Genomic DNA, 18,521 nt, shown 5'->3' on the forward strand with positions numbered 1-18,521 from the left:
GACCGCATGCTTGCCGAGAAGGACCCGCTGGCCGTCGACCTCTTCCGCCAATACAACCAGGTGGCCATGCCCAACCTGCAACTGGGCGAGCAGGATATCCAGGCGCTGATGCAGTACATGGACGATGAGACCTTGAGGCAGCAAGCCAAGCGATAAAAAGCCCCTCTCGCTGAAGGGTGAGGGGGGACTCTTGGCTCCCCCATGGTGCAAACCTGTAGGGGCGAATTCATTCGCCAAGGGCAACGCAGTTGCCCCCCTGCCAATCCACAGGGCAGACCTTCGGCCTGCTCAGCGATTGAAATCGCCCCCACAGGAAAAGCGAACCGCACCCCACATCTATCCCGCAGCAGGCACCCATACCCTGTGGGGGCGAATTCATTCGCTATGGGCAACGCAGTTGCCCCCTGCAATCCCGTTGGGCAGACCTTCGGCCTGCTCAGCGATTGAAATCGCCCCCACAGGAAAAGCGAACCGCACCCCACACCTATCCCGCAGCAGGCACCCATACCCTGTGGGGGCGAATTCATTCGCTATGGGCAACCGTTGCCCCACTGTCATCCCGCTGGGCAGCCCTTCGGCCTGCTTGGCGATTGAAATCGCCCCTACAGGGAAGGCGCTTCCGCGAGTTATGCACACCCCACCCGCTCGTTCACGCGGCTCATCTCCTCCACCAGGAAGTCGATGAAGGCTCGGGTCTTCTGCGGCATGCGGCGGGCCGAGGGGTAGACGGCGTTGATGCTGATGGGCGGCGCCTGCCATTTGCACAGCACCGCCACCAGCCGGCCGGCGGCCAGGGCTTCGTCGACGATGAAGCTCGGCAGCAGGGCGATGCCCATGCCGGCCTCGGCCACCTGCGCGAGGAAGTCGCCGTTGTTGGCCTGGAGCGGACCGTGCAACTGCACGCGCCGGGTCTCTTCGCCGTTGCTCAACGCCAGGCTGACGCCGCTCTGCAGATAGCCGTAGCCAAGGAACGCATGATTGGCGAGGTCCTCCGGCGACTGCGGCATCCCGGCCTTCTCCAGATAAGCGGGTGAGGCCACCAGCAGGCGCGGAGCCGGCGCGATGGTGCGCGCCACCATGGACGAGTCCGCCAGGCTGGCGATGCGGATGGTCACGTCGAAGCCGCCGCGCACTGGGTCCACCTGCTGGTCGCTGAGCACCAGCTGCAGTTCGATCTGCGGGTGCCGCTCATGGAACAGCGAGATCAGCGGCCCCAGCTTGCGCAGGCCGAAGGACATGGGCGCGTTCACCCGCAGCACACCGCGCAACTCCCCTACTCCATCCCGCGCACGCTGCTCGGCCTCGTCCAGGGCCGCCAGCAGGTCCCGCGCCGACTCGAAGTACTCCGTTCCCGCCTCCGTCAGGTGCAGGCTGCGCGTCGTGCGCACCAGCAACTGCACGCCGATAGCCTCTTCCAGCGCCTGGACCTGCTTGCTCACGGTGGAGCGCGGCAGGTCCAGCGCTCGTGCCGCCGCAGCAAAGCCATTGCTGCGCACGGTTTCGATAAAGGCGCGCATGCACTCGACCCTGTCCATCAATGTCTCCAAATCAGAATCAATGAAGTTCAATTATGCCTAATTGTTTCTCTCAATGGGCGAGCACAAAATTCATCCCAAGTCGGAACCAAACAGCCTCCAGCGCGGAGGCACCGGCCAGGAAGAAAACCAAAAACCAACTGCTCCAAGGAGAAATGCCATGTCCATCCGCGAACTGCTGAACCCGACCAACTCCGCCCTGATCCTGATCGACCACCAGCCACAAATGGCCTTCGGCGTGCAGTCCATCGACCGCCAGCAACTGAAGAACAACACCGTGGGCCTGGCCAAGAGCGCCAAGATCTTCAACGTCCCGACCATCCTCACCAGCGTCGAAACCGAAAGTTTCAGCGGATACATCTGGCCGGAACTGCTGAGCGTGTTCCCGGATCAGCAGCCCATCGAACGCACCTCGATGAACTCCTGGGAAGACGAGAAATTCGTCGCCGCCGTGAAAGCCACCGGCCGCAAGAAACTGATCATGGCGGCACTCTGGACCGAGGTCTGCCTGACCTTCCCCGCCCTGGAAGCCATGGAAGCCGGCTACGAGGTCTACATCGTCACCGACGCTTCCGGCGGCACCTCCCAGGAAGCCCATGACATGGCGGTGCAGCGCATGATCCAGGCCGGCGCCATCCCGGTGACCTGGCAGCAGGTCCTGCTCGAGTACCAGCGCGACTGGTCGAAGCGCGAAAGCTACGACGCGGTGATGGACCTGGTGCGCGAACACAGCGGCGCCTACGGCATGGGCGTGGACTACGCCTACACCCTGGTACACAAGGCGCCCCAGCGTCAGGTGAAGTAAGCCGCAAGGCCGGAGGCGACCAACGCCTCCGGCCTTCCTCCACGCCTTGCACGAAGCACCTCGCCATGACCAACGACGACATCGTCACGCTGCTGATCCGCCATCGGGTCAGGGAAGGCCGGGAACAGGAATACGAAGGCTGGCTGCGCCGCATCATCGGCATCGCCAAGGGTTACCCCGGTCACCTCGGCATCGATGTGGTGCGGGATCGCAAGGATGGCCTGCACCTGTTCACCAGCGTCCTGCGCTTCGCCAACACGACCCAGCTCCAGGCCTGGCTGGATTCCACTGACCGTCGCCAACTGGTGGAGGAAGTCAGTCATCTGCTGGCCGATGGCGACCAGGTGGAGATCAATCCCGAACGCGAATTCTGGTTCACCCCGATGCCTGCCGACGTGCCGCAACCGCCCCGCTGGAAACAGGCCTGCATTACTTTCCTGGTAATCCTGCCGCTGGCGCTGCTGGTACCACTGCTCTGGCAGCCGCTGTTCAAGCTGCAACCCTGGCTCGGGGGTTACGTGGCGAGCAACGTGGTGATTACCGCCAGCATCGTGCTGCTGGTTGTCTATCTTTTCATGCCGCCGGTGACACGTTTTTTCGCCGGTTGGCTGAACCGACCCTAAGTCCAAGGAGGGTTCCATGAGCGAAGACCCAACCAACAACAGCCGCCGCCAGTTCCTCGCCGCCAGCACCGTGCTTGGCGCCGCTGGCGCACTCTGGTCCGCATTGCCCTTCGCCGGCGCCGCCGGCTCCGCCCATGCCACCTCAGGGGGTTCCATGTCCGCTGACCTGATCCTGTTCAACGGCCGCCTGCACACGGTCGATCGCGAAAAGCCCAACGCCAGCGCCGTGGCCATCAAGGACGGCCGCTTCCTCGCCGTCGGCAATGACGCCGAAGCCATGGCCCTGCGCGGCGATGCCACCCAGGTCATCGACCTCAAGCAGCGCACCGTCATCCCCGGCCTCAACGACTCGCACCTGCACCTGATCCGGGGTGGCCTCAACTACAACCTCGAACTGCGCTGGGAAGGCGTGCCTTCCGTGGCCGATGCGCTGCGCATGCTGAAAGACCAGGCCGAGCGCACGCCCTCGCCGCAATGGGTGCGCGTGGTCGGTGGCTGGAACGAATTCCAGTTCGCCGAAAGGCGCATGCCGACCCTCGAAGAGATCAACCGTGCGGCGCCGGACACACCGGTGTTCCTCCTTCATCTGTATGACCGCGCGCTGCTCAACCGCGCCGCGCTGAAGGCGGTCGGTTACACCAAGGACACCCCCAATCCGCCCGGCGGCGAAATCCAACGTGACAGCAACGGCAACCCCACCGGCATGCTCATCGCCCGGCCCAACGCCACCATCCTCTACGCCACCCTGGCCAAGGGCCCGAAGCTGCCGCTGGAGTATCAGGTCAACTCCACCCGCCAATTCATGCGCGAGCTCAATCGCCTCGGCCTGACCAGCGCCATCGACGCCGGCGGCGGCTACCAGAACTACCCGGACGACTACCAGGTGATCCAGGAACTGGCCGACAAGGGTCAGCTGAGCGTGCGCATCGCCTACAACCTGTTCACCCAGAAACCCAAGGAAGAGCTCACCGACTTCAAGAACTGGAGCAAGGTGGTCAAACCCGGCCAGGGCACCGACTTCCTCCGCCACAACGGCGCCGGCGAGATGCTGGTGTTCTCCGCGGCCGACTTCGAGGACTTCCTCGAACCCCGCCCGGACCTCGCACCGAGCATGGAGCAGGAGCTGGAGCCGGTAGTGCGTCACCTGGTGGAACAGCGCTGGCCGTTCCGCCTGCACGCCACCTACGACGAATCCATCTCGCGCATGCTCGACGTGTTCGAGAAGGTCAATCGCGACATCCCGTTCAATGGCCTGCCGTGGTTCTTCGACCACGCCGAAACCATCAGCCCGAAGAACATCGAGCGGGTCCGGGCCCTCGGTGGCGGCATCGCCATCCAGGACCGCATGGCCTTTCAGGGCGAATACTTCGTCGACCGCTACGGCGCCAAGGCCGCGGAGCAAACACCGCCGATCCAGCGCATGATCGCCGAAGGCGTGCCGGTGGGCGCCGGCACCGATGCCACCCGCGTATCCAGCTACAACCCCTGGACTTCTCTGTACTGGCTGGTCAGCGGCAGGACTGTTGGCGGCCTGGAGCTTTATCCACAGGGCCTCAGTCGCGACACCGCGCTGCAGCTGTTCACTCATGGCAGTGCCTGGTTCTCAAGCGAGCAGGGCAAGAAGGGGCAGATCAAGGTGGGCCAGTTGGCCGACCTGGCGGCCCTGTCGGCGGACTTTTTCAGCGTCGAGGAGGAAGCGATCAAGTGGATTGAATCGGTGCTGACCATCGTCGACGGCAAGGTGGTCTACGCCGCCGGCGAGTTCGACAAGCTCGGCCCGCCGCAACTGCCGGTGCTGCCGGAGTGGTCACCGGTGGCCAAGGTACCCGGCCACTGGAAGCCCAGCGCGCCACTCACTGCCCAGGTGCACCAGTGCGTCGGCGCCTGCGCCGTGCACGCCCACAGCCACGAGCGGGCACGCCAGTCGAGCATGCCGGTGAGTGACTTCCAGGGTTTCTGGGGGGCGCTGGGCTGTTCCTGCTTTGCCTTCTGATGGTCCCTGTTTGTGGGACCCATTTGTGGGCAGCCCTTCGGGCTGCTTAGCGATTGAAATCGCCCCCACAGGAAAAGCGGACTGAGTCCTGCACCCATCCCACGGCGGGCACCGTTACCTTGTGGGGGCGAATTCATTCGCTAAAGGGCAACACCGTTGCCCCCTGCAATCCCATTGGGCAGCCCTTCGGCCTGCATAGCGATTGAAATCGCCCCCACAGGAAAAGCGGACCGAGTTCTGCACCCATCCCACGGCGGGCACCGATATCTTGTAGGGGCGAATTCATTCGCCAAGGGCAACGCAGTTGCCCCGGCCATTCAGCAGGGCAGATCTGCGGCCTGCGGCTGGAAGCAGCTCACATCATCCCGCTGTCCTTGAACGCCTCCGCCAGGAAGTCGATCAGGGTCCGAACCGAGGGCAACAGGCCGCGCCGGGACGGGAAAACGGCATGCACGATGCCAGTCCTCGGCGCCCAGTCAGGCGTTATCTGTACCAATCGGCCACTGGCCAGTTCGTCGCGCACCACCACCCACGGAATATGCACCACCCCTACCCCCGCTTCGGCGGCCTGACGCAGCACCAACAGATCATCGGTGACCAGGCGCGGGTGATGGCGTACGGCGGCGCTGGCGCCGTCGGGGCCATCCAATTGCCAGATGTACTCGCGCAAAGCTGCACCCCAGTGCAGGCTCGGTAGGCTCGCCAGGTCCGCAGGCACCAGGGGTTGTTGCAGGTTCTCCAGCAGTCGCGGGCTGGCCACGAGGCTCTGGGTGCTATTGGCCAGGACTTTCATCACCAGATCGGTGCTTTCCAGCGGCGGGAAGCGCACCCGCAGGGCGATGTCGATGGCTTCCTGGATAAGGTCCACCTGGCGGTTGGTGCTGTCGATGTGCAGCTGCACCAGCGGGTACTTCACCATGAACCGGCTCAGCATCGGCCCTACCCAGAAGTCCAGCAGCGCCGTCGGGCAACTGATTCGCACCACGCCCTGGGGTTCGGAACGATTGCGCTCGATCACCTCGGCGGCGCCCTCCGCCTCCACCATCATGGCCACGCAATGGCGGTAATACTCCTGGCCGATCTCAGTGACCGAGAAATGCCGCGTCGAGCGCTGGATCAGCCGTACGCCCAGCCGCTCTTCGAGGTTCGCGATGCGTCGGCTGAGCTTGGACTTGGGCATGTCCAGCGCCCGTCCGGCCGGGGCGAAGCCGCCGTGCTCCACCACCTGGGCGAAGTAGTAGAGGTCGTTGAGGTCTTCCACCAGCGTTCTCCAAATAGGACTCTGAAGCCAATTTAGCCCGACTACCGGACTCGGTGTTGCAGTTTCAAGATGTGTCCCATGCACTACAGGAGGCACACCATGAAAAAGATTCGCGGTATCTACACCAGCCCCAGGCCCCATTGGGTGGGCGACGGCTTCCCGGTTCGCACGCTGTTTTCCTACGACAGCCTGGGCAAGCACATCAGCCCGTTCCTGCTGCTGGATTACGCCGGCCCCGCCGAGTTCGCCCCTGCCGAACGTCCTCGCGGCGTCGGCCAGCATCCGCACCGGGGTTTCGAGACGGTGACCATCGTCTACCAGGGCGAACTGGAGCACCGGGACTCCACGGGTGCCGGCGGACTGATCGGTCCCGGCGACGTGCAATGGATGACGGCGGCCTCGGGCATCCTCCATGAGGAGTTCCACTCCGAAGCCTTCACCCGCAGTGGCGGCACCCTGGAAATGGTCCAGCTCTGGGTCAACCTGCCGGCCCGCGACAAGCTTGCCGAGCCCGGCTATCAGACCATCCTCGACGCCGACATCCCCCATCTGCCCTTGCCGGACGCTGCCGGCAGCCTGCGCCTGATCGCTGGCGAGTTTGCCGGCAAGCGCGGTCCGGCACGCACCTTCACGGAGATGGACGTGTGGGACATCCGCCTGAACCGTGAGAAGCCGGTCAGTCTCAACCTCCGGCCCGGCCGCAACACCGCCCTGGTGGTACTGCGCGGCACCCTGCTGGTGAACGGCGAGGAACTGGTGCGCGAAGGGCAGCTGGCGCTGTTCGAACCCGCCGGCGACGAACTGGTGCTGGAAGCCAACGACCAGGCCCTGGTGCTGCTGCTTTCCGGCGCCCCCATCGATGAGCCGATCGTCGGCTACGGTCCCTTCGTGATGAACAGCGAAGCCGAGATACGCGAGGCGATCCAGGACTTCCAGAGCGGCCACTTCGGCCACATGGACGACTGACGGTCACACGCCGGGCCGGGCGCCTGCCTAGTCTGGTCAATCCCCCACGACGGATTCGTGGGCCGGCGGGCAACCGCTTCGGCCAGGACGGCCATCACCCTGAGAAAGAGGTAAGACGCCATGAACAACTTTGCCCAGATCGCCAACTTCAACGGCCAGATCCCGAGGATCGACCCCGATGACGCCGCGATGCTGCTGATCGATCATCAGAGCGGGCTGTTCCAGACGGTCAAGGACATGCCCATGACCGAGCTGCGCTCCAATGCCATCACCCTGGCCAAGGTCGCCACCCTCGCGAAGATGCCGGTGATCACCACGGCCTCCGTGCCCCAGGGTCCCAACGGTCCGTTGATTCCGGAGATCCACGAGGCCGCGCCCCATGCCCAATACGTGGCACGCAAGGGCGAGATCAACGCCTGGGACAACCCCGAGTTCGTCGCGGCGGTCGAAGCCACCGGCCGCAAGACCCTGATCATCGCCGGCACCATCACCAGCGTGTGCATGGCCTTCCCCAGCATCAGCGCGGTAAACGCCGGCTATCGGGTCTTCGCTGTCATCGACGCGTCAGGTACCTATTCGAAGATGGCCCAGGAAATCACCCTGGCGCGCGTCGTCCAGGCCGGCGTGGTGCCCATGGATACCGCCGCCGTCTGCTCCGAGGTGCAGCGCACCTGGAACCGCCCCGACGCCGCCGAGTGGGCCGCGGCCTATAGTCATGTATTCCCGCACTACCAACTGCTGATCGAGAGCTACGGAAAAGCCCAGCAGGTGGCCAAGGAAAACGAAGTGCTGGATTCGCAACGCTGAAAAATTCCTGCGCCTGCCCCACAAGGGCGGACGCTCAACCAAGCGAGGAAAATGCCATGTCTTTCCAATACAAGCGTCTGGATAAGAACAACGCCGCCGTGCTACTGGTCGACCACCAGACCGGCCTGCTCTCCCTGGTGCGGGATATCGACCCGGACAAATTCAAGAACAACGTGCTGGCCCTGGGTGACCTGGCCAAGTACTTCAAGCTGCCGACCATCCTCACCACCAGCTTCGAGACCGGCCCCAACGGCCCGCTGGTGCCCGAGCTGAAAGAGCAGTTCCCCGATGCGCCCTACATCGCCCGTCCCGGCAACATCAACGCCTGGGACAACGAGGACTTCGTCAAGGCAGTGAAGGCCACCGGCAAGAAGCAGCTGATCATCGCCGGGGTGGTAACCGAAGTCTGCGTGGCCTTCCCGGCGCTCTCGGCCCTTGAAGAAGGCTTCGACGTATTCGTTGTTGCCGACGCGTCCGGCACCTTCAACGAAGTCACCCGCGACGCCGCCTGGCGCCGGATGGAAGCTGCCGGTGCGCAACTGATGACCTGGTTCGGCGTGGCCTGCGAGTTGCACCGCGACTGGCGCAACGACATCGAAGGCCTAGGTACCCTGTTCTCCAACCACATTCCCGACTACCGCAACCTGATCACCAGTTACACCACGCTCACGAAGTAAAACTCCGGGGGGCCGCGTCGTATTGGCGCGGCTCCCTGCCCCGGTTCGCCGCTCTGCTCTAGAATGCCGCCCCCTTCAAGCAGCATGACTGAGGAGTGACCCATGCCCCATGACGGCAGCCTGCTGCAGGCAGCGGTGGTGTTCCTGTTCGCCGCCGTAATCACCGTCCCCCTGGCCAAGCGCCTTCAGCTTGGCGCTGTACTGGGCTACCTGCTCGCCGGGGTGTTGATCGGCCCTTCCGTGCTGGGCCTGGTCAACGATCCTCAAAGCGTCGCCCACGTGTCCGAACTCGGCGTGGTGCTGTTGCTGTTCATCATTGGCCTGGAACTCTCGCCCCGCCGCCTCTGGGTGATGCGCCGCTCGGTGTTCGGCGCCGGCCTCGCCCAGGTCCTGCTCACCGCCCTGGCCATTGGCCTGGTAGCCTGGCTGGTGTTCGCCCAGAGCCTGAATACCGCAGCCGTCCTGGGTTTCGGCCTGGCACTTTCCTCCACCGCCTTCGGCCTGCAGATACTCGCCGAGCGCAAGGAACTGACCAGCCCCCACGGCCGCCTGGCCTTCGCCATCCTGCTGTTCCAGGACATCGCGGCCATCCCGTTGATCGCCCTGCTGCCGCTGCTCAGCGGTGCCGGCGAGTTCGACACGGAAGGCGTCGACCTGCATGACGTGTTGCTGGCAGTGGCCAGCATCGGTGCGGTGATCATCGGTGGCCGCTACCTGCTGCGGCCGATATTCCGCACCGTGCTGAAAGCCGGGCTGAAAGAGGTTTCCACCGCCACCTCGCTGCTGGTGGTGGTCGGCACCGCCTGGCTGATGGAGCTGGCAGGCGTTTCCATGGCCCTTGGCGCCTTCATCGCCGGCCTGCTGCTGGCGGACTCCGAATACCGCCATGAGCTGGAAGCGCAGATCGAGCCTTTCAAGGGCCTGCTGCTGGGCCTGTTCTTCATGAGCGTGGGCATGAGCGCCGACCTCAGCCTGCTGCTGAACGAGCCGTTCGCGGTCATGGTGCTGACCGTCCTGCTGCTGATGGCGAAATTGCCGCTGCTCTATCTGGTGGGCCGCTTCGCCGGTGGACTGGAGCGCGCTCATGCATTGCGCCTGGGCATCGTCCTGGCTGCAGGTGGCGAGTTCGCCTTCGTGGTGTTCAAGGTGGCTTTCGAGCAGGGCATGCTCGACGCCCGCCTGCACGGCCTGCTGGTGCTCAGCATCACCCTGTCCATGGCCGTGACGCCGCTGCTGGTGCTGGGCTTGTTCCGCCGCCTGGATGTCGCGCCGGCAGCGGTGGAAGTGCCGGACGAGTACCAGCACATCGACAGTGACGCCCCCCGCGTGGTGGTCGCCGGCATGGGCCGCATGGGTCAGATCATCGCCCGCGTGCTGCGCGCCCAGCAGGTGCCGTTCGTTGCCCTGGACACCGCAGTGGACATGATCGAATACGGGCGCAGCCTGGGCCGCATGCCCATCTACTACGGCGACCCGTTGCGGGCGGAAATCCTCCGTGCGGCCAAGGTGGACAAGGCCGAGTATCTCATCATCGCCACCGATGATCCGGACACGAACCTGAAGATCACCGAACTGGTCAAGCGCCTCTACCCGCACGTCAAGGTGATCGCCCGCGCGCGCAACCGGCAGCATGTCCACCGCCTGCTGGACCTGGGCGCCGTGCCCGTGCGCGAAACCTTCCATTCCGCGCTGGAGATGAGCCGCCAGGCCCTGCTTGGCCTGGGTCTCGACGAAGAGCGAGCCAGCGCGCGTATTCGCCGTTTCCAGCGCCACGACGAGGAAGTCCTGGCCGCCCAGCACAACGTCTATGACGACGAGGCCGCAGTGGTCCAGACCGCCCGCGAAGCCCGTACCGAGCTGGAACACCTGTTCGACGCCGACCTGATCGAGGACAAGGCGGTGAAATAGCCGCTGGCGGCGTGGCCCGGTCGCTGGCGAACGGATCAGCTTTACTCAAGGCAGATTCAACAAGGGGGAGGCCCCTGATGAACCGGAACGATCTGCGCCGTGTGGACCTGAACCTGCTGGTGGTCTTCGAGACCCTGATGTACGAGAAGAACCTGACTCGCGCATCGGAGAAGCTCTTCCTCGGCCAGCCTGCGGTCAGCGCGGCGCTGGCCCGCTTGCGCGATCTCTTCGACGACCCGCTGCTGGTCCGCAACGGCCGGGTCTTCGAACCCACCAAGCGGGCACTGGAAATACTCGATGAATTGCAACCGGCACTGGACTCGATATCCAGCGCCGTCAGCCGGGCGAAGGAGTTCAACCCCTCCACCTATCGCAATACTTTCCGGATCGGCCTCTCGGACGACGTCGAGTTCGGCCTGTTCCCTCCCCTGATCCACCAGCTCCGCGAGGAGGCGCCCGACAGCATAGTGGTGGTGCGTCGGGTCAACTTCCTGCTCATGTCCGCGATGCTCGCTTCCGGGGAAATCTCGGTCGGCGTCAGCTACACCACGGAGCTGCCGGCCAATGCCAAGCGCAAACGGCTGCGCAACCTGCGCTGCAAGATCCTGCGCGGCGACGACCGTCCCGGCGCACTCACTCTCGATGACTACTGCTCGCGCCCCCACGCGCTGGTGTCGTTCTCGGGCGACCTGACCGGGAACATCGACAACGACCTGGCGCGGGTTGGACGCAGCCGTCGCGTGGTGCTGGCGGTGCCTCAGTTCAGCGGGCTGCGCTCGATACTGGCCGGCACCGAAATGCTCGCCACCGTTCCGGACTATGCAGCGGATGCGCTGATCGATGGATGCGGATTGCGCGCCGATGAGCCGCCCTTCCCCATCTTCACCTCCGAACTCTCCATGGTCTGGAGCAGCGGAACGGACAACGATCCCGCCGAACGCTGGTTGCGCGAACTGATCGTGCAGCACATGGCCGCGCCGGCGATGCCCGATCAGCCCGCCGCGTAGAGGGGATGGGTTTCGCGCAGGAATACCGGGAGATCGGTGATCGGCGGGCGCGCGGGAATCTCGAAGTACATCTGGATCACGCTGCCACGGTGATAGGACGCATGGTTGACCACGTGCATCAACATGGCACCCGCAGTCATCACGCCGGGGTCCCCGGAACAGAAGACGAACTCCACGGGCGTGTTCAGCGATTCATCGGTCTGCGCGGCGCTCCATGAGACGAACCAGTCATTCATCGCGGCCTGTGCGGCGCGAAGGTCGTCGAACTCGGGATAGGGCACTTCCAGGCGGGTCTTGTAGGGGTGCGGCCGGCGTTCCAGATGGGCGCGCCAGATGCAATCGATGACGTGGATATGGTTCAGGGTGCCGAGGATGCTCTTGCACAGGGTCACGCGTTCCTTGCCGACCTCGCCGGGCGGCAACCCGGCCAGATCCTCGAAGAGCCGTTCATCGACCCACTGCTTGTAGTGGGCGAGCATCCTCGCCGTGGAGGCGTTGATCATCGGATGTGTCCTCCTGCTCGGAGTAAGGCCGACAGCAGGTACGACGGATCGACGGCCATCGGCGGCAGAAGGAGTGTAGGCCCGGCGGCAGGGCCCGGAATTCATTGGCCGACGGCTGGAAACACCTACAGGGCCTCGACCCGCTCCTGGTCAGGAACCTGCGCATTACGCCGCCGCGCGTACTCGACGAACGCCTCCGGAGGCAGCGGTCGGCTGAACAGGTAGCCCTGGAACTGCCGACAACCATTGCCGATGAGGAACCGCTGCTGCGCGTCGGTTTCCACGCCTTCGGCGATCACCGCCAGCCCCATGCTGCGCCCCAGGGCGATCACGGTGCGCACGATGGTTTCGCTGCTGGCATCGCTCAGCACGTCGCAGATGAAGGAACGGTCGATCTTCAGCTTGCTCAGGGGCAGGCGCTTGAGATGACTCAGGGACGAGAAGCCGGTGCCGAAGTCATCCAGGGAGAAACGCACCCCCTGCTCTACCAGCGCCGTCATCTTCTGCGTCAGGTCTTCCAGATCCTGCACCACCAGGGTTTCCGTCAACTCCAACTCCAGGCGCTGCGCCTCGATGCCGTGTTCCGCGATCAGCGCCAGCACCTCGGCCACGAAGCTCGACTGGCGGAACTGGTTCTGGCTGATATTCACCGCCAGGGCCAGCTCGCGGAAAGCCGGATCATCCTTCCACGCGCGCAACTGCGCGCAGGTCTGGCGCAGCACCCATTGGCCGATGGGCAGCATCAGGCCGGTCTTCTCGGCGTGGTCGATGAATTCGCCCGGCGCCACCAGTCCCCGTTGCGGATGGCGCCAGCGGATCAGTACCTCAGCCGCCACCACCCGGCCCGTGGAGTCCAGTTGCGGCTGGTAATGCAGGACGAATTGCTCCTCTCGCAGGGCGGTGCGCAGGTCACGGTCGAGCTCCGAGCGCTCCACCGCGTCGGTCTGCAGGATGTGCAGCAGCATGAAGACCATCGCCATGGACGCCACGCCCTGGACCCAGGAACCGACCACCCGCACCTCGTCCGGCAAGCTGTAACCGGTGATCGGGCTCCAGGAGGAGGATGCCAGCCAGGTGAACAGCGCCAGGCACGCCAAGGTGACGCCGTAACGCAGCCATCGGGGCTCGTCGCGAAAGGCCATGAGCGCCGCCAGGGCCAGGGGCAGGAAGTACAGGTGGGACGCCCGTGGCGCGGCCACCGTCGGCACGTCCAGCAGCAGGGAGGAAATCAGGATGACGACGATCAGCACCCCGAACAGCAACAGGTTGGCCGCGCGCGCCCGGTTGCACAGGGTCAGGGCGAACACACCCAGGCCGCAGACGATCAGGGCCATATCCATCGGGACGATGCCCCACTCGCCCCGCACAACGAAGTAACCGCCCCAGAACAACCCCATGAACACCATGACCCCACTCGTCAGCAAACGCATGCGCCGCTCCCGGCGCTGGCCGACGAGGGCGAGGTCAGGCGACTGCCAAAGCAGCTGGACGCGCTTGAGGAACGCGGAGATGGGGGTCATGGAAAATCCCTTTGCCGACCCTATTCATTCTTGAGGGTGAATGCGTGATTGCAAATTGGCATTGGATTGAAGGACGACGCACGGGGGCCAGCGGTCAAGTCCGAGTCCCAGCCCGACTTCCTCCCGGGGAATACCGGCCGTCGCCTTGTGCCTCCATTCTCGAATCGGTTTGCGGATGCAGTTGGTCAGCCCCTCAACTCAGGCACTTCCGATGTTCTCGCATGCGATTTATAGTCCGGGCATTCGAGGAACCGGCGTTTGTCCAACGAGGAAGCAGATGAAATCCACCAGCAGCTCGACCCCGGCTAAACCGGCCCCGCTCTCAGACTTCCTGTGCTTCGCGGTGTATTCCGCGAACCTGGCCTTCGGCAAGGCCTACAAGCCGATTCTCGAGCAGCTCGGGCTGACCTATACGCAGTTCATCGCCATCGTCGCGCTATGGGACGAAGACAATCAGACCGTGGGCAGTCTCGGTGAAAAGCTCTTCCTGGAATCGAACACGCTCACGCCGATGCTGAAGAAGCTCGAGGGGATGGGCCTGGTCCAGCGTCAGCGCGATCCCGAGGACGAGCGCCAGGTACGCGTCAGACTGACCAAGGCAGGCAGGGACCTTCGCGAGCAAAGCGCGGAAACAGCCCTCAACGGTGCAACGGGCCTGGACTCGGATGAGTTCGTGCGCATGCAACAGGCCGTCGTGGCCCTGCGCGACAACCTCCTCAAATCCTCCGGAAACCGCAAATGAGTGGCGCGCTTGCGTAGGTTGCGGCTGAGCTAAGCGAAGCCCAACGAGTGCCGTCGATGCTGTGGTGGGATTGACGCGCTAACGCAGACCTTTCGAACCTCTGTATCAGCCTGATGCAACCCTCACCCCCGGCCCCTCTCCCAGAGGTAGAGGGGTGACTCGCACCGGCGAGGCACAAGCAATCCTGAAGCCACCAGTAGCCTGGCATTGAGCCGCTGCACTGAGGCAGCGGCTCCGCCCCGTCACGGTGCGCCGAACATCATGGTCCAGTAGATGCCATTCTCGCTGCGCGTTTGCGCAGCGTAGGCCGCCCCGACTTGCGTGAAACGGGGATTCATCAGATTGGCGCAATGGCCAGGGCTCGCCAGCCAGCTGTCCATGGCCGCACGGGGTGAACCCTGCCCGGCAGCGATGTTCTCCCCGACTTGTTTTCCTCGATAACCCGCCGCCCGCGCCCGGTCGAATGGCGAGTCACCATTGGGATCGTTGTGGGAGAAATAGTCGCGGTCGGCCATCGAGCGGCTGTGCCGCTGGGCGGCACTGCCGAGGGCGGAGCTCCAGGCGAGAGGACGCGCTGCGGCGAAGCGCTTGCCGCCGCACATACGCGGCTTGGCCCGCGCCGCGTTGACCTGCGCCAGAAGCGCCTGGCCCGCCGAGCGGGTATCCCCAAGCTGGGCGCTGACCATGGGTCGGGCCAGTACCAGGCGCCACTGGTTGCCGCTGCGGCTGATGCCGACATCAGTCACCTTCGGGTCCATCAGGTCCTCGCAGTAGTCATCGCGGAGCATGTCGAAGGCCAGGCCGGCATTGCGCGCCCCGGACAAGCGGATGCTCCGCACCTCACCGGCCTGGTAGCCCGCATCGCGGAGCCCCCGGCGCAGCTCACCCGAATACCCGATCGGCAGGGCGAGGTTCGATTTCAGCGCCAGGGCTGGCGCCGCACGGACGTTGCTCCAACCGCAGCGTTGATTGTGGGTCCGGTAGTCGTTGATCTCTGCCAGCAGTTGACGCTCATCGCCCGCCTGGGCGACGTGGGTGAACAGGGACAGCAGGGCCAGTGGCAAGGAAGGAAGCAGACGAAGGGATCGATGGATTGGGCGCATGAATGGTGTGCAGGCGAGTCGTTGTGATTCGGGCTGCCGTATGACTGCGCCGCCCGACGCAGGTTCGGGAGGTCATGGAAAAAATCAGTAGCCTGTCTGACCAGGGCTAAAGCTGCGCCACATGCCCCTCGGCGCGGCGATGGGCCTTCAGATGCGGTAGCACCGCCGACAGCAGCGGCTCCTTGAAGGCCTCCTGGAAGCGGTGCGCCAGACCCGGAATCAGCTTCAGTTCCGACCCCTTGATATGGGCTGCCACATGCACGCCGTGCATCACCGGCAGCAGCGGATCGGCCGTGCCGTGTACCACCAGCGTGGGCACCTGCAGGCGATTGAGCATGTCGACCCGGCTGGGCTCGGCGAGGATTGCCAGCATCTGCCGCTGCACGCCTTCGGGATTGAAGGAACGGTCATAAGCGCGGGCGGCTTGCTCCAGCAACTGCCCGCGATCATCGCTGATATCGGGACTGCCCAGCGCACCCAGCAGGTCGGCCTGTTGCTCGATCGCCACTTCGCGGCTCGGTGCCTCGCGCCGGGCAAGCAGTTCCAGCAGCGCGGAGCTGGGCGCCGGCAGGCCCTGGGCGCCGGAGCTGGTCATGATCAAAGTCAGGCTGAGTACCCGCTGCGGAGCGAGGTCGGCCAGGTGCTGGGCAATCATCCCGCCCATGCTGGCACCCAGTATGTGAGCCTGTTGAATGTGCAGGGCATCCAGAAGATGCAGGGAATCGCGGGCCATGTCGCGCAATCCGTACGGCGCTGAAACCGGCAAGCCGAGGCGATAGCGCACCGCTTCGTATGCCAGGTTCGCCGAGGGCGCGGGGCCGATCCAGGCCGACAACCCGACATCGCGATTATCGAAGCGGATCACCCGGAAACCGCTTTCGCACAGGCGCTGCACCACCTCATCCGGCCAGTGGATCAGTTGCCCGCCCAGCCCCATGATCAGCAGCAACGCCGGGTCCCGCTCACGCCCCACGCTCTGGTACGCCAGACGCACTTCGCCCAGGTCGACGGTCTCCGTCGGCACGGCAACATCGCAGCGAGCGTTGGCGATAGCAAAGGAAGGCAGCCCGCAGACAAGCGCGGCGAGCAGGATCAGCACACGCATGATGGAAATCCAGAACGCAAAACCCCAGTTGAACGCGATTCTGATGAAATCCTGTCGTTCGCTCTGCCACAGAACCGTGACAATTTCATGACGAGCGCCGAACGGTCGTTGCCCTGCCTCGTCTACTCGGTTTCAGGCCAGTGAGAGTTTCAGGATGACCTGTGCCGCGCCGGCGCGAGTCACCCCTCTCCCGCCTGCGGGAGAGGGGCGGGGGAGAGGGTTGCGTCAGCGGGCACGGAGGTTTGGGGATGGACAGAGCAGCTTTCGCCCTACCCCTCAGACACCCACCTGACGCACCGGCGCGTGGCTGCGCTGGGCGCTCTCCCAGTTGGCAGCCAGCCCCACCGGCACATCCTCGGCCGCCAGCGTCCGGCGACCGCGCACCAGGTCAGAGGCGCGTTCGGCGAGCATGATGGTCGGCGCATTGAGGTTGCCATTGGGCTCGGTGGGGAATACCGACGAATCGATCACCCGCAAGCCCTGGATGCCCCGCACGCGCAGCTCGGAGTCCACCACGGCCATGTCGTCCTCACCCATGCGGCAGGAACCGCAGGGGTGCATGGTGCTTTCCATGCTGGCACGCACGAAGGCGTCGATTTCCTCGTCCGTCTGCACGTTCGGGCCGGGCGCCAGCTCGACGCCACGGTAACGATCCATGGCTGGCTGGCCAATGATCTCGCGGGTCAGGCGCACGCAGCGACGGAATCCTTCGCGGTCCTCCTCGCTTTCCAGGTAGTTGAAGCGGATTTCCGGGTGCTGGTACGGGTCCGCCGACAGCGCGCGGACGTGACCACGGCTCTTCGGTTTGTTGGGGCCGGTGAGGATCATGAAGCCATGGCCCTTGAACGGTTTGTCACCGTCGTAGCGCATCGCCGCCGGCAGGAAGTGGAACTGGATATCCGGCCACCGCAGCCCTTGCTCGGAGCGAATGAAGCCGCCGGCCTCGAAGTGGTTGCTGGCGCCCAGGCCATCCTTGAACAGCAGCCAGCGCAGTCCGATCAGCGCCTTGCCCAGCAACCCCATCTTGCCGTTGAGGGTGATGGGCTCCTTGCATTCGTACTGGATGTAGATTTCCGAGTGGTCCTGGAGGTTTTCGCCGACGCCCGGCAGATCGTGGCGAACTTCGATGCCAGCCTTCTTCAGCACTTCCTGCGGGCCGATGCCGGAACGCTGCAGCAAATGCGGCGAACCGATCGGGCCCGAGGACACCAGCACCTCGCGGTTGCAATGCACGGTGTGGGTCTGGCCGCCCTGGTCGTACTCAACGCCCACCGCCTGCTTGCCATCCAGCAGGATGCGGCGAGTCATGGCGTGGGTGACCACGGTCAGGTTGGGACGCTCCATGGCTGGACGCAGGTAGGCATTGGCGGTGGACCAGCGCACACCATCCTTCACGGTCATGTGCATGGCGCCGAAGCCTTCCTGCATGTAGCCGTTGCAGTCCTCGGTCTTGATATACCCGGCCTCGGCACCCGCCTCGACCCAGGCGCCGTACAGCGGGTTCTGCATGTTGTTGCCGTTGTTGGTGGACAGCGGGCCGCTGGCACCCCGGTAATCATCGCCGCCGAACTTGAAGGTCTCCGCACGCTTGAAGTACGGCAGGCAGTTCCGGTAGCTCCAGTTCTTCGCCCCGAGGTTTTCCCATTCGTCGAAGTCATAGGCATGGCCACGGATATAGACCAGGCCGTTGATCGAGGACGAACCGCCTAGCACCTTGCCACGCGGGCAATGCAGGCGGCGGCCATCCAGGTGCGGCTCGGCCACCGTCTCGTAGCGCCAGTTGTACTTCTTGGTGTTCATCGGGATGGAAAAGGCGCTGGGCATCTGGATCAGCACGCTGCGGTCGCTACCGCCGAATTCCAGGACCAGTACGGAGGTGCCGGCATCCTCGGTCAGGCGGTTGGCCAGGACGCAACCAGCCGAACCCGCACCAATGATGATGTAGTCGTATCTCTTAGCCATGATT

General features: G+C 64.5%; 17 protein-coding genes (1 of these 17 running past the window's edge). 10 read left to right on the plus strand and 7 right to left on the minus strand.

What is annotated here, in order from left to right; translation table 11 throughout:
• Positions 1–156, plus strand: the end of a protein-coding gene (locus E8E95_RS19935; RefSeq protein WP_280353193.1) for an SCO family protein. It extends 819 nt beyond the left edge of the window; only the last 156 of its 975 coding nucleotides appear in the window; its start codon lies beyond the left edge, outside the window; its stop codon occupies positions 154–156.
• 470 nt (positions 157–626) lie between these two features.
• Here the strand turns inward: E8E95_RS19935 and E8E95_RS19940 are convergent, their stop codons facing one another.
• Positions 627–1,535 (minus strand): LysR family transcriptional regulator, encoded by a 909-nt coding sequence (locus tag E8E95_RS19940; RefSeq protein WP_280353195.1) that lies wholly within the window; start codon positions 1,533–1,535, stop codon positions 627–629.
• A gap of 160 nt (positions 1,536–1,695) precedes the next feature.
• Between E8E95_RS19940 and E8E95_RS19945 the strand changes: the two genes are divergently transcribed.
• The 3 genes from E8E95_RS19945 (at position 1,696) to E8E95_RS19955 (ending at position 4,956) form a co-directional block, all read left to right on the plus strand.
• Positions 1,696–2,340, plus strand: a complete 645-nt coding sequence (locus E8E95_RS19945) for a hydrolase (RefSeq protein ID WP_280353198.1) — start codon at positions 1,696–1,698, stop codon at positions 2,338–2,340.
• Positions 2,341–2,405: 65 nt separating this feature from the next.
• A complete protein-coding gene (locus E8E95_RS19950; RefSeq protein WP_280353201.1) occupies positions 2,406–2,963 on the plus strand; it encodes an antibiotic biosynthesis monooxygenase in 558 nt (185 codons plus the stop codon).
• A 154-nt stretch (positions 2,964–3,117) separates the two neighbouring features.
• Positions 3,118–4,956: an amidohydrolase gene (locus tag E8E95_RS19955; RefSeq protein ID WP_280353256.1), complete on the plus strand. Its 1,839-nt coding sequence runs from the start codon at positions 3,118–3,120 to the stop codon at positions 4,954–4,956.
• Positions 4,957–5,311: 355 nt separating this feature from the next.
• Here E8E95_RS19955 and E8E95_RS19960 read toward each other — a convergent pair whose 3' ends face one another.
• The gene (locus E8E95_RS19960; protein ID WP_280353258.1) at positions 5,312–6,220 is read right to left on the minus strand and encodes a LysR family transcriptional regulator; all 909 of its coding nucleotides are present in this window, start codon (positions 6,218–6,220) and stop codon (positions 5,312–5,314) included.
• Positions 6,221–6,316: 96 nt separating this feature from the next.
• Between E8E95_RS19960 and E8E95_RS19965 the strand changes: the two genes are divergently transcribed.
• The 5 genes from E8E95_RS19965 to E8E95_RS19985 all read left to right on the plus strand — a co-directional run bounded on the left by E8E95_RS19965 (position 6,317) and on the right by E8E95_RS19985 (position 11,582).
• Complete coding sequence (locus E8E95_RS19965; protein WP_280353204.1) at positions 6,317–7,183, plus strand: pirin family protein; 867 nt, start codon at positions 6,317–6,319, stop codon at positions 7,181–7,183.
• A 120-nt stretch (positions 7,184–7,303) separates the two neighbouring features.
• On the plus strand, positions 7,304–7,990 hold the full coding sequence (locus tag E8E95_RS19970) for a hydrolase (protein WP_280353207.1): 687 nt from the start codon (positions 7,304–7,306) through the stop codon (positions 7,988–7,990).
• Positions 7,991–8,046: 56 nt separating this feature from the next.
• Positions 8,047–8,667, plus strand: a complete 621-nt coding sequence (gene ycaC / locus E8E95_RS19975) for an isochorismate family cysteine hydrolase YcaC (RefSeq protein WP_077526873.1) — start codon at positions 8,047–8,049, stop codon at positions 8,665–8,667.
• A gap of 102 nt (positions 8,668–8,769) precedes the next feature.
• Complete coding sequence (locus E8E95_RS19980; protein WP_280353211.1) at positions 8,770–10,575, plus strand: monovalent cation:proton antiporter-2 (CPA2) family protein; 1,806 nt, start codon at positions 8,770–8,772, stop codon at positions 10,573–10,575.
• A gap of 77 nt (positions 10,576–10,652) precedes the next feature.
• Entirely contained in the window at positions 10,653–11,582 is a 930-nt protein-coding gene (locus E8E95_RS19985; protein ID WP_280353214.1) for a LysR family transcriptional regulator, read from the plus strand.
• On the opposite strand, the gene E8E95_RS19990 is transcribed toward E8E95_RS19985, so the two are convergent.
• Both E8E95_RS19990 and E8E95_RS19995 read right to left on the minus strand, forming a co-directional pair.
• Positions 11,567–12,085: a DinB family protein gene (locus tag E8E95_RS19990; RefSeq protein WP_280353217.1), complete on the minus strand. Its 519-nt coding sequence runs from the start codon at positions 12,083–12,085 to the stop codon at positions 11,567–11,569. The two genes, E8E95_RS19985 and E8E95_RS19990, sit on opposite strands and share 16 nt — an antisense overlap.
• Positions 12,086–12,210: 125 nt before the next feature.
• Entirely contained in the window at positions 12,211–13,605 is a 1,395-nt protein-coding gene (locus E8E95_RS19995) for an EAL domain-containing protein (RefSeq protein WP_280353220.1), read from the minus strand.
• A 277-nt stretch (positions 13,606–13,882) separates the two neighbouring features.
• Between E8E95_RS19995 and E8E95_RS20000 the strand changes: the two genes are divergently transcribed.
• A complete protein-coding gene (locus E8E95_RS20000) occupies positions 13,883–14,347 on the plus strand; it encodes a MarR family transcriptional regulator (RefSeq protein WP_280353223.1) in 465 nt (154 codons plus the stop codon).
• 242 nt (positions 14,348–14,589) lie between these two features.
• On the opposite strand, the gene E8E95_RS20005 is transcribed toward E8E95_RS20000, so the two are convergent.
• The 3 genes from E8E95_RS20005 to betA form a co-directional block, all read right to left on the minus strand.
• Entirely contained in the window at positions 14,590–15,450 is an 861-nt protein-coding gene (locus tag E8E95_RS20005; RefSeq protein WP_280353226.1) for a CAP domain-containing protein, read from the minus strand.
• A gap of 106 nt (positions 15,451–15,556) precedes the next feature.
• Positions 15,557–16,555, minus strand: coding sequence for an alpha/beta hydrolase (locus E8E95_RS20010; RefSeq protein ID WP_179059379.1), 999 nt, complete (start codon positions 16,553–16,555; stop codon positions 15,557–15,559).
• A 276-nt stretch (positions 16,556–16,831) separates the two neighbouring features.
• Positions 16,832–18,517, minus strand: a complete 1,686-nt coding sequence (gene betA / locus E8E95_RS20015) for a choline dehydrogenase (RefSeq protein WP_280353229.1) — start codon at positions 18,515–18,517, stop codon at positions 16,832–16,834.
• Positions 18,518–18,521 lie beyond the last annotated feature (4 nt).

The sequence above is a fragment of the Pseudomonas sp. BN414 genome (assembly GCF_029871275.1).
GTDB classification, from domain to species: Bacteria; Pseudomonadota; Gammaproteobacteria; order Pseudomonadales; family Pseudomonadaceae; genus Metapseudomonas; species Metapseudomonas resinovorans_C.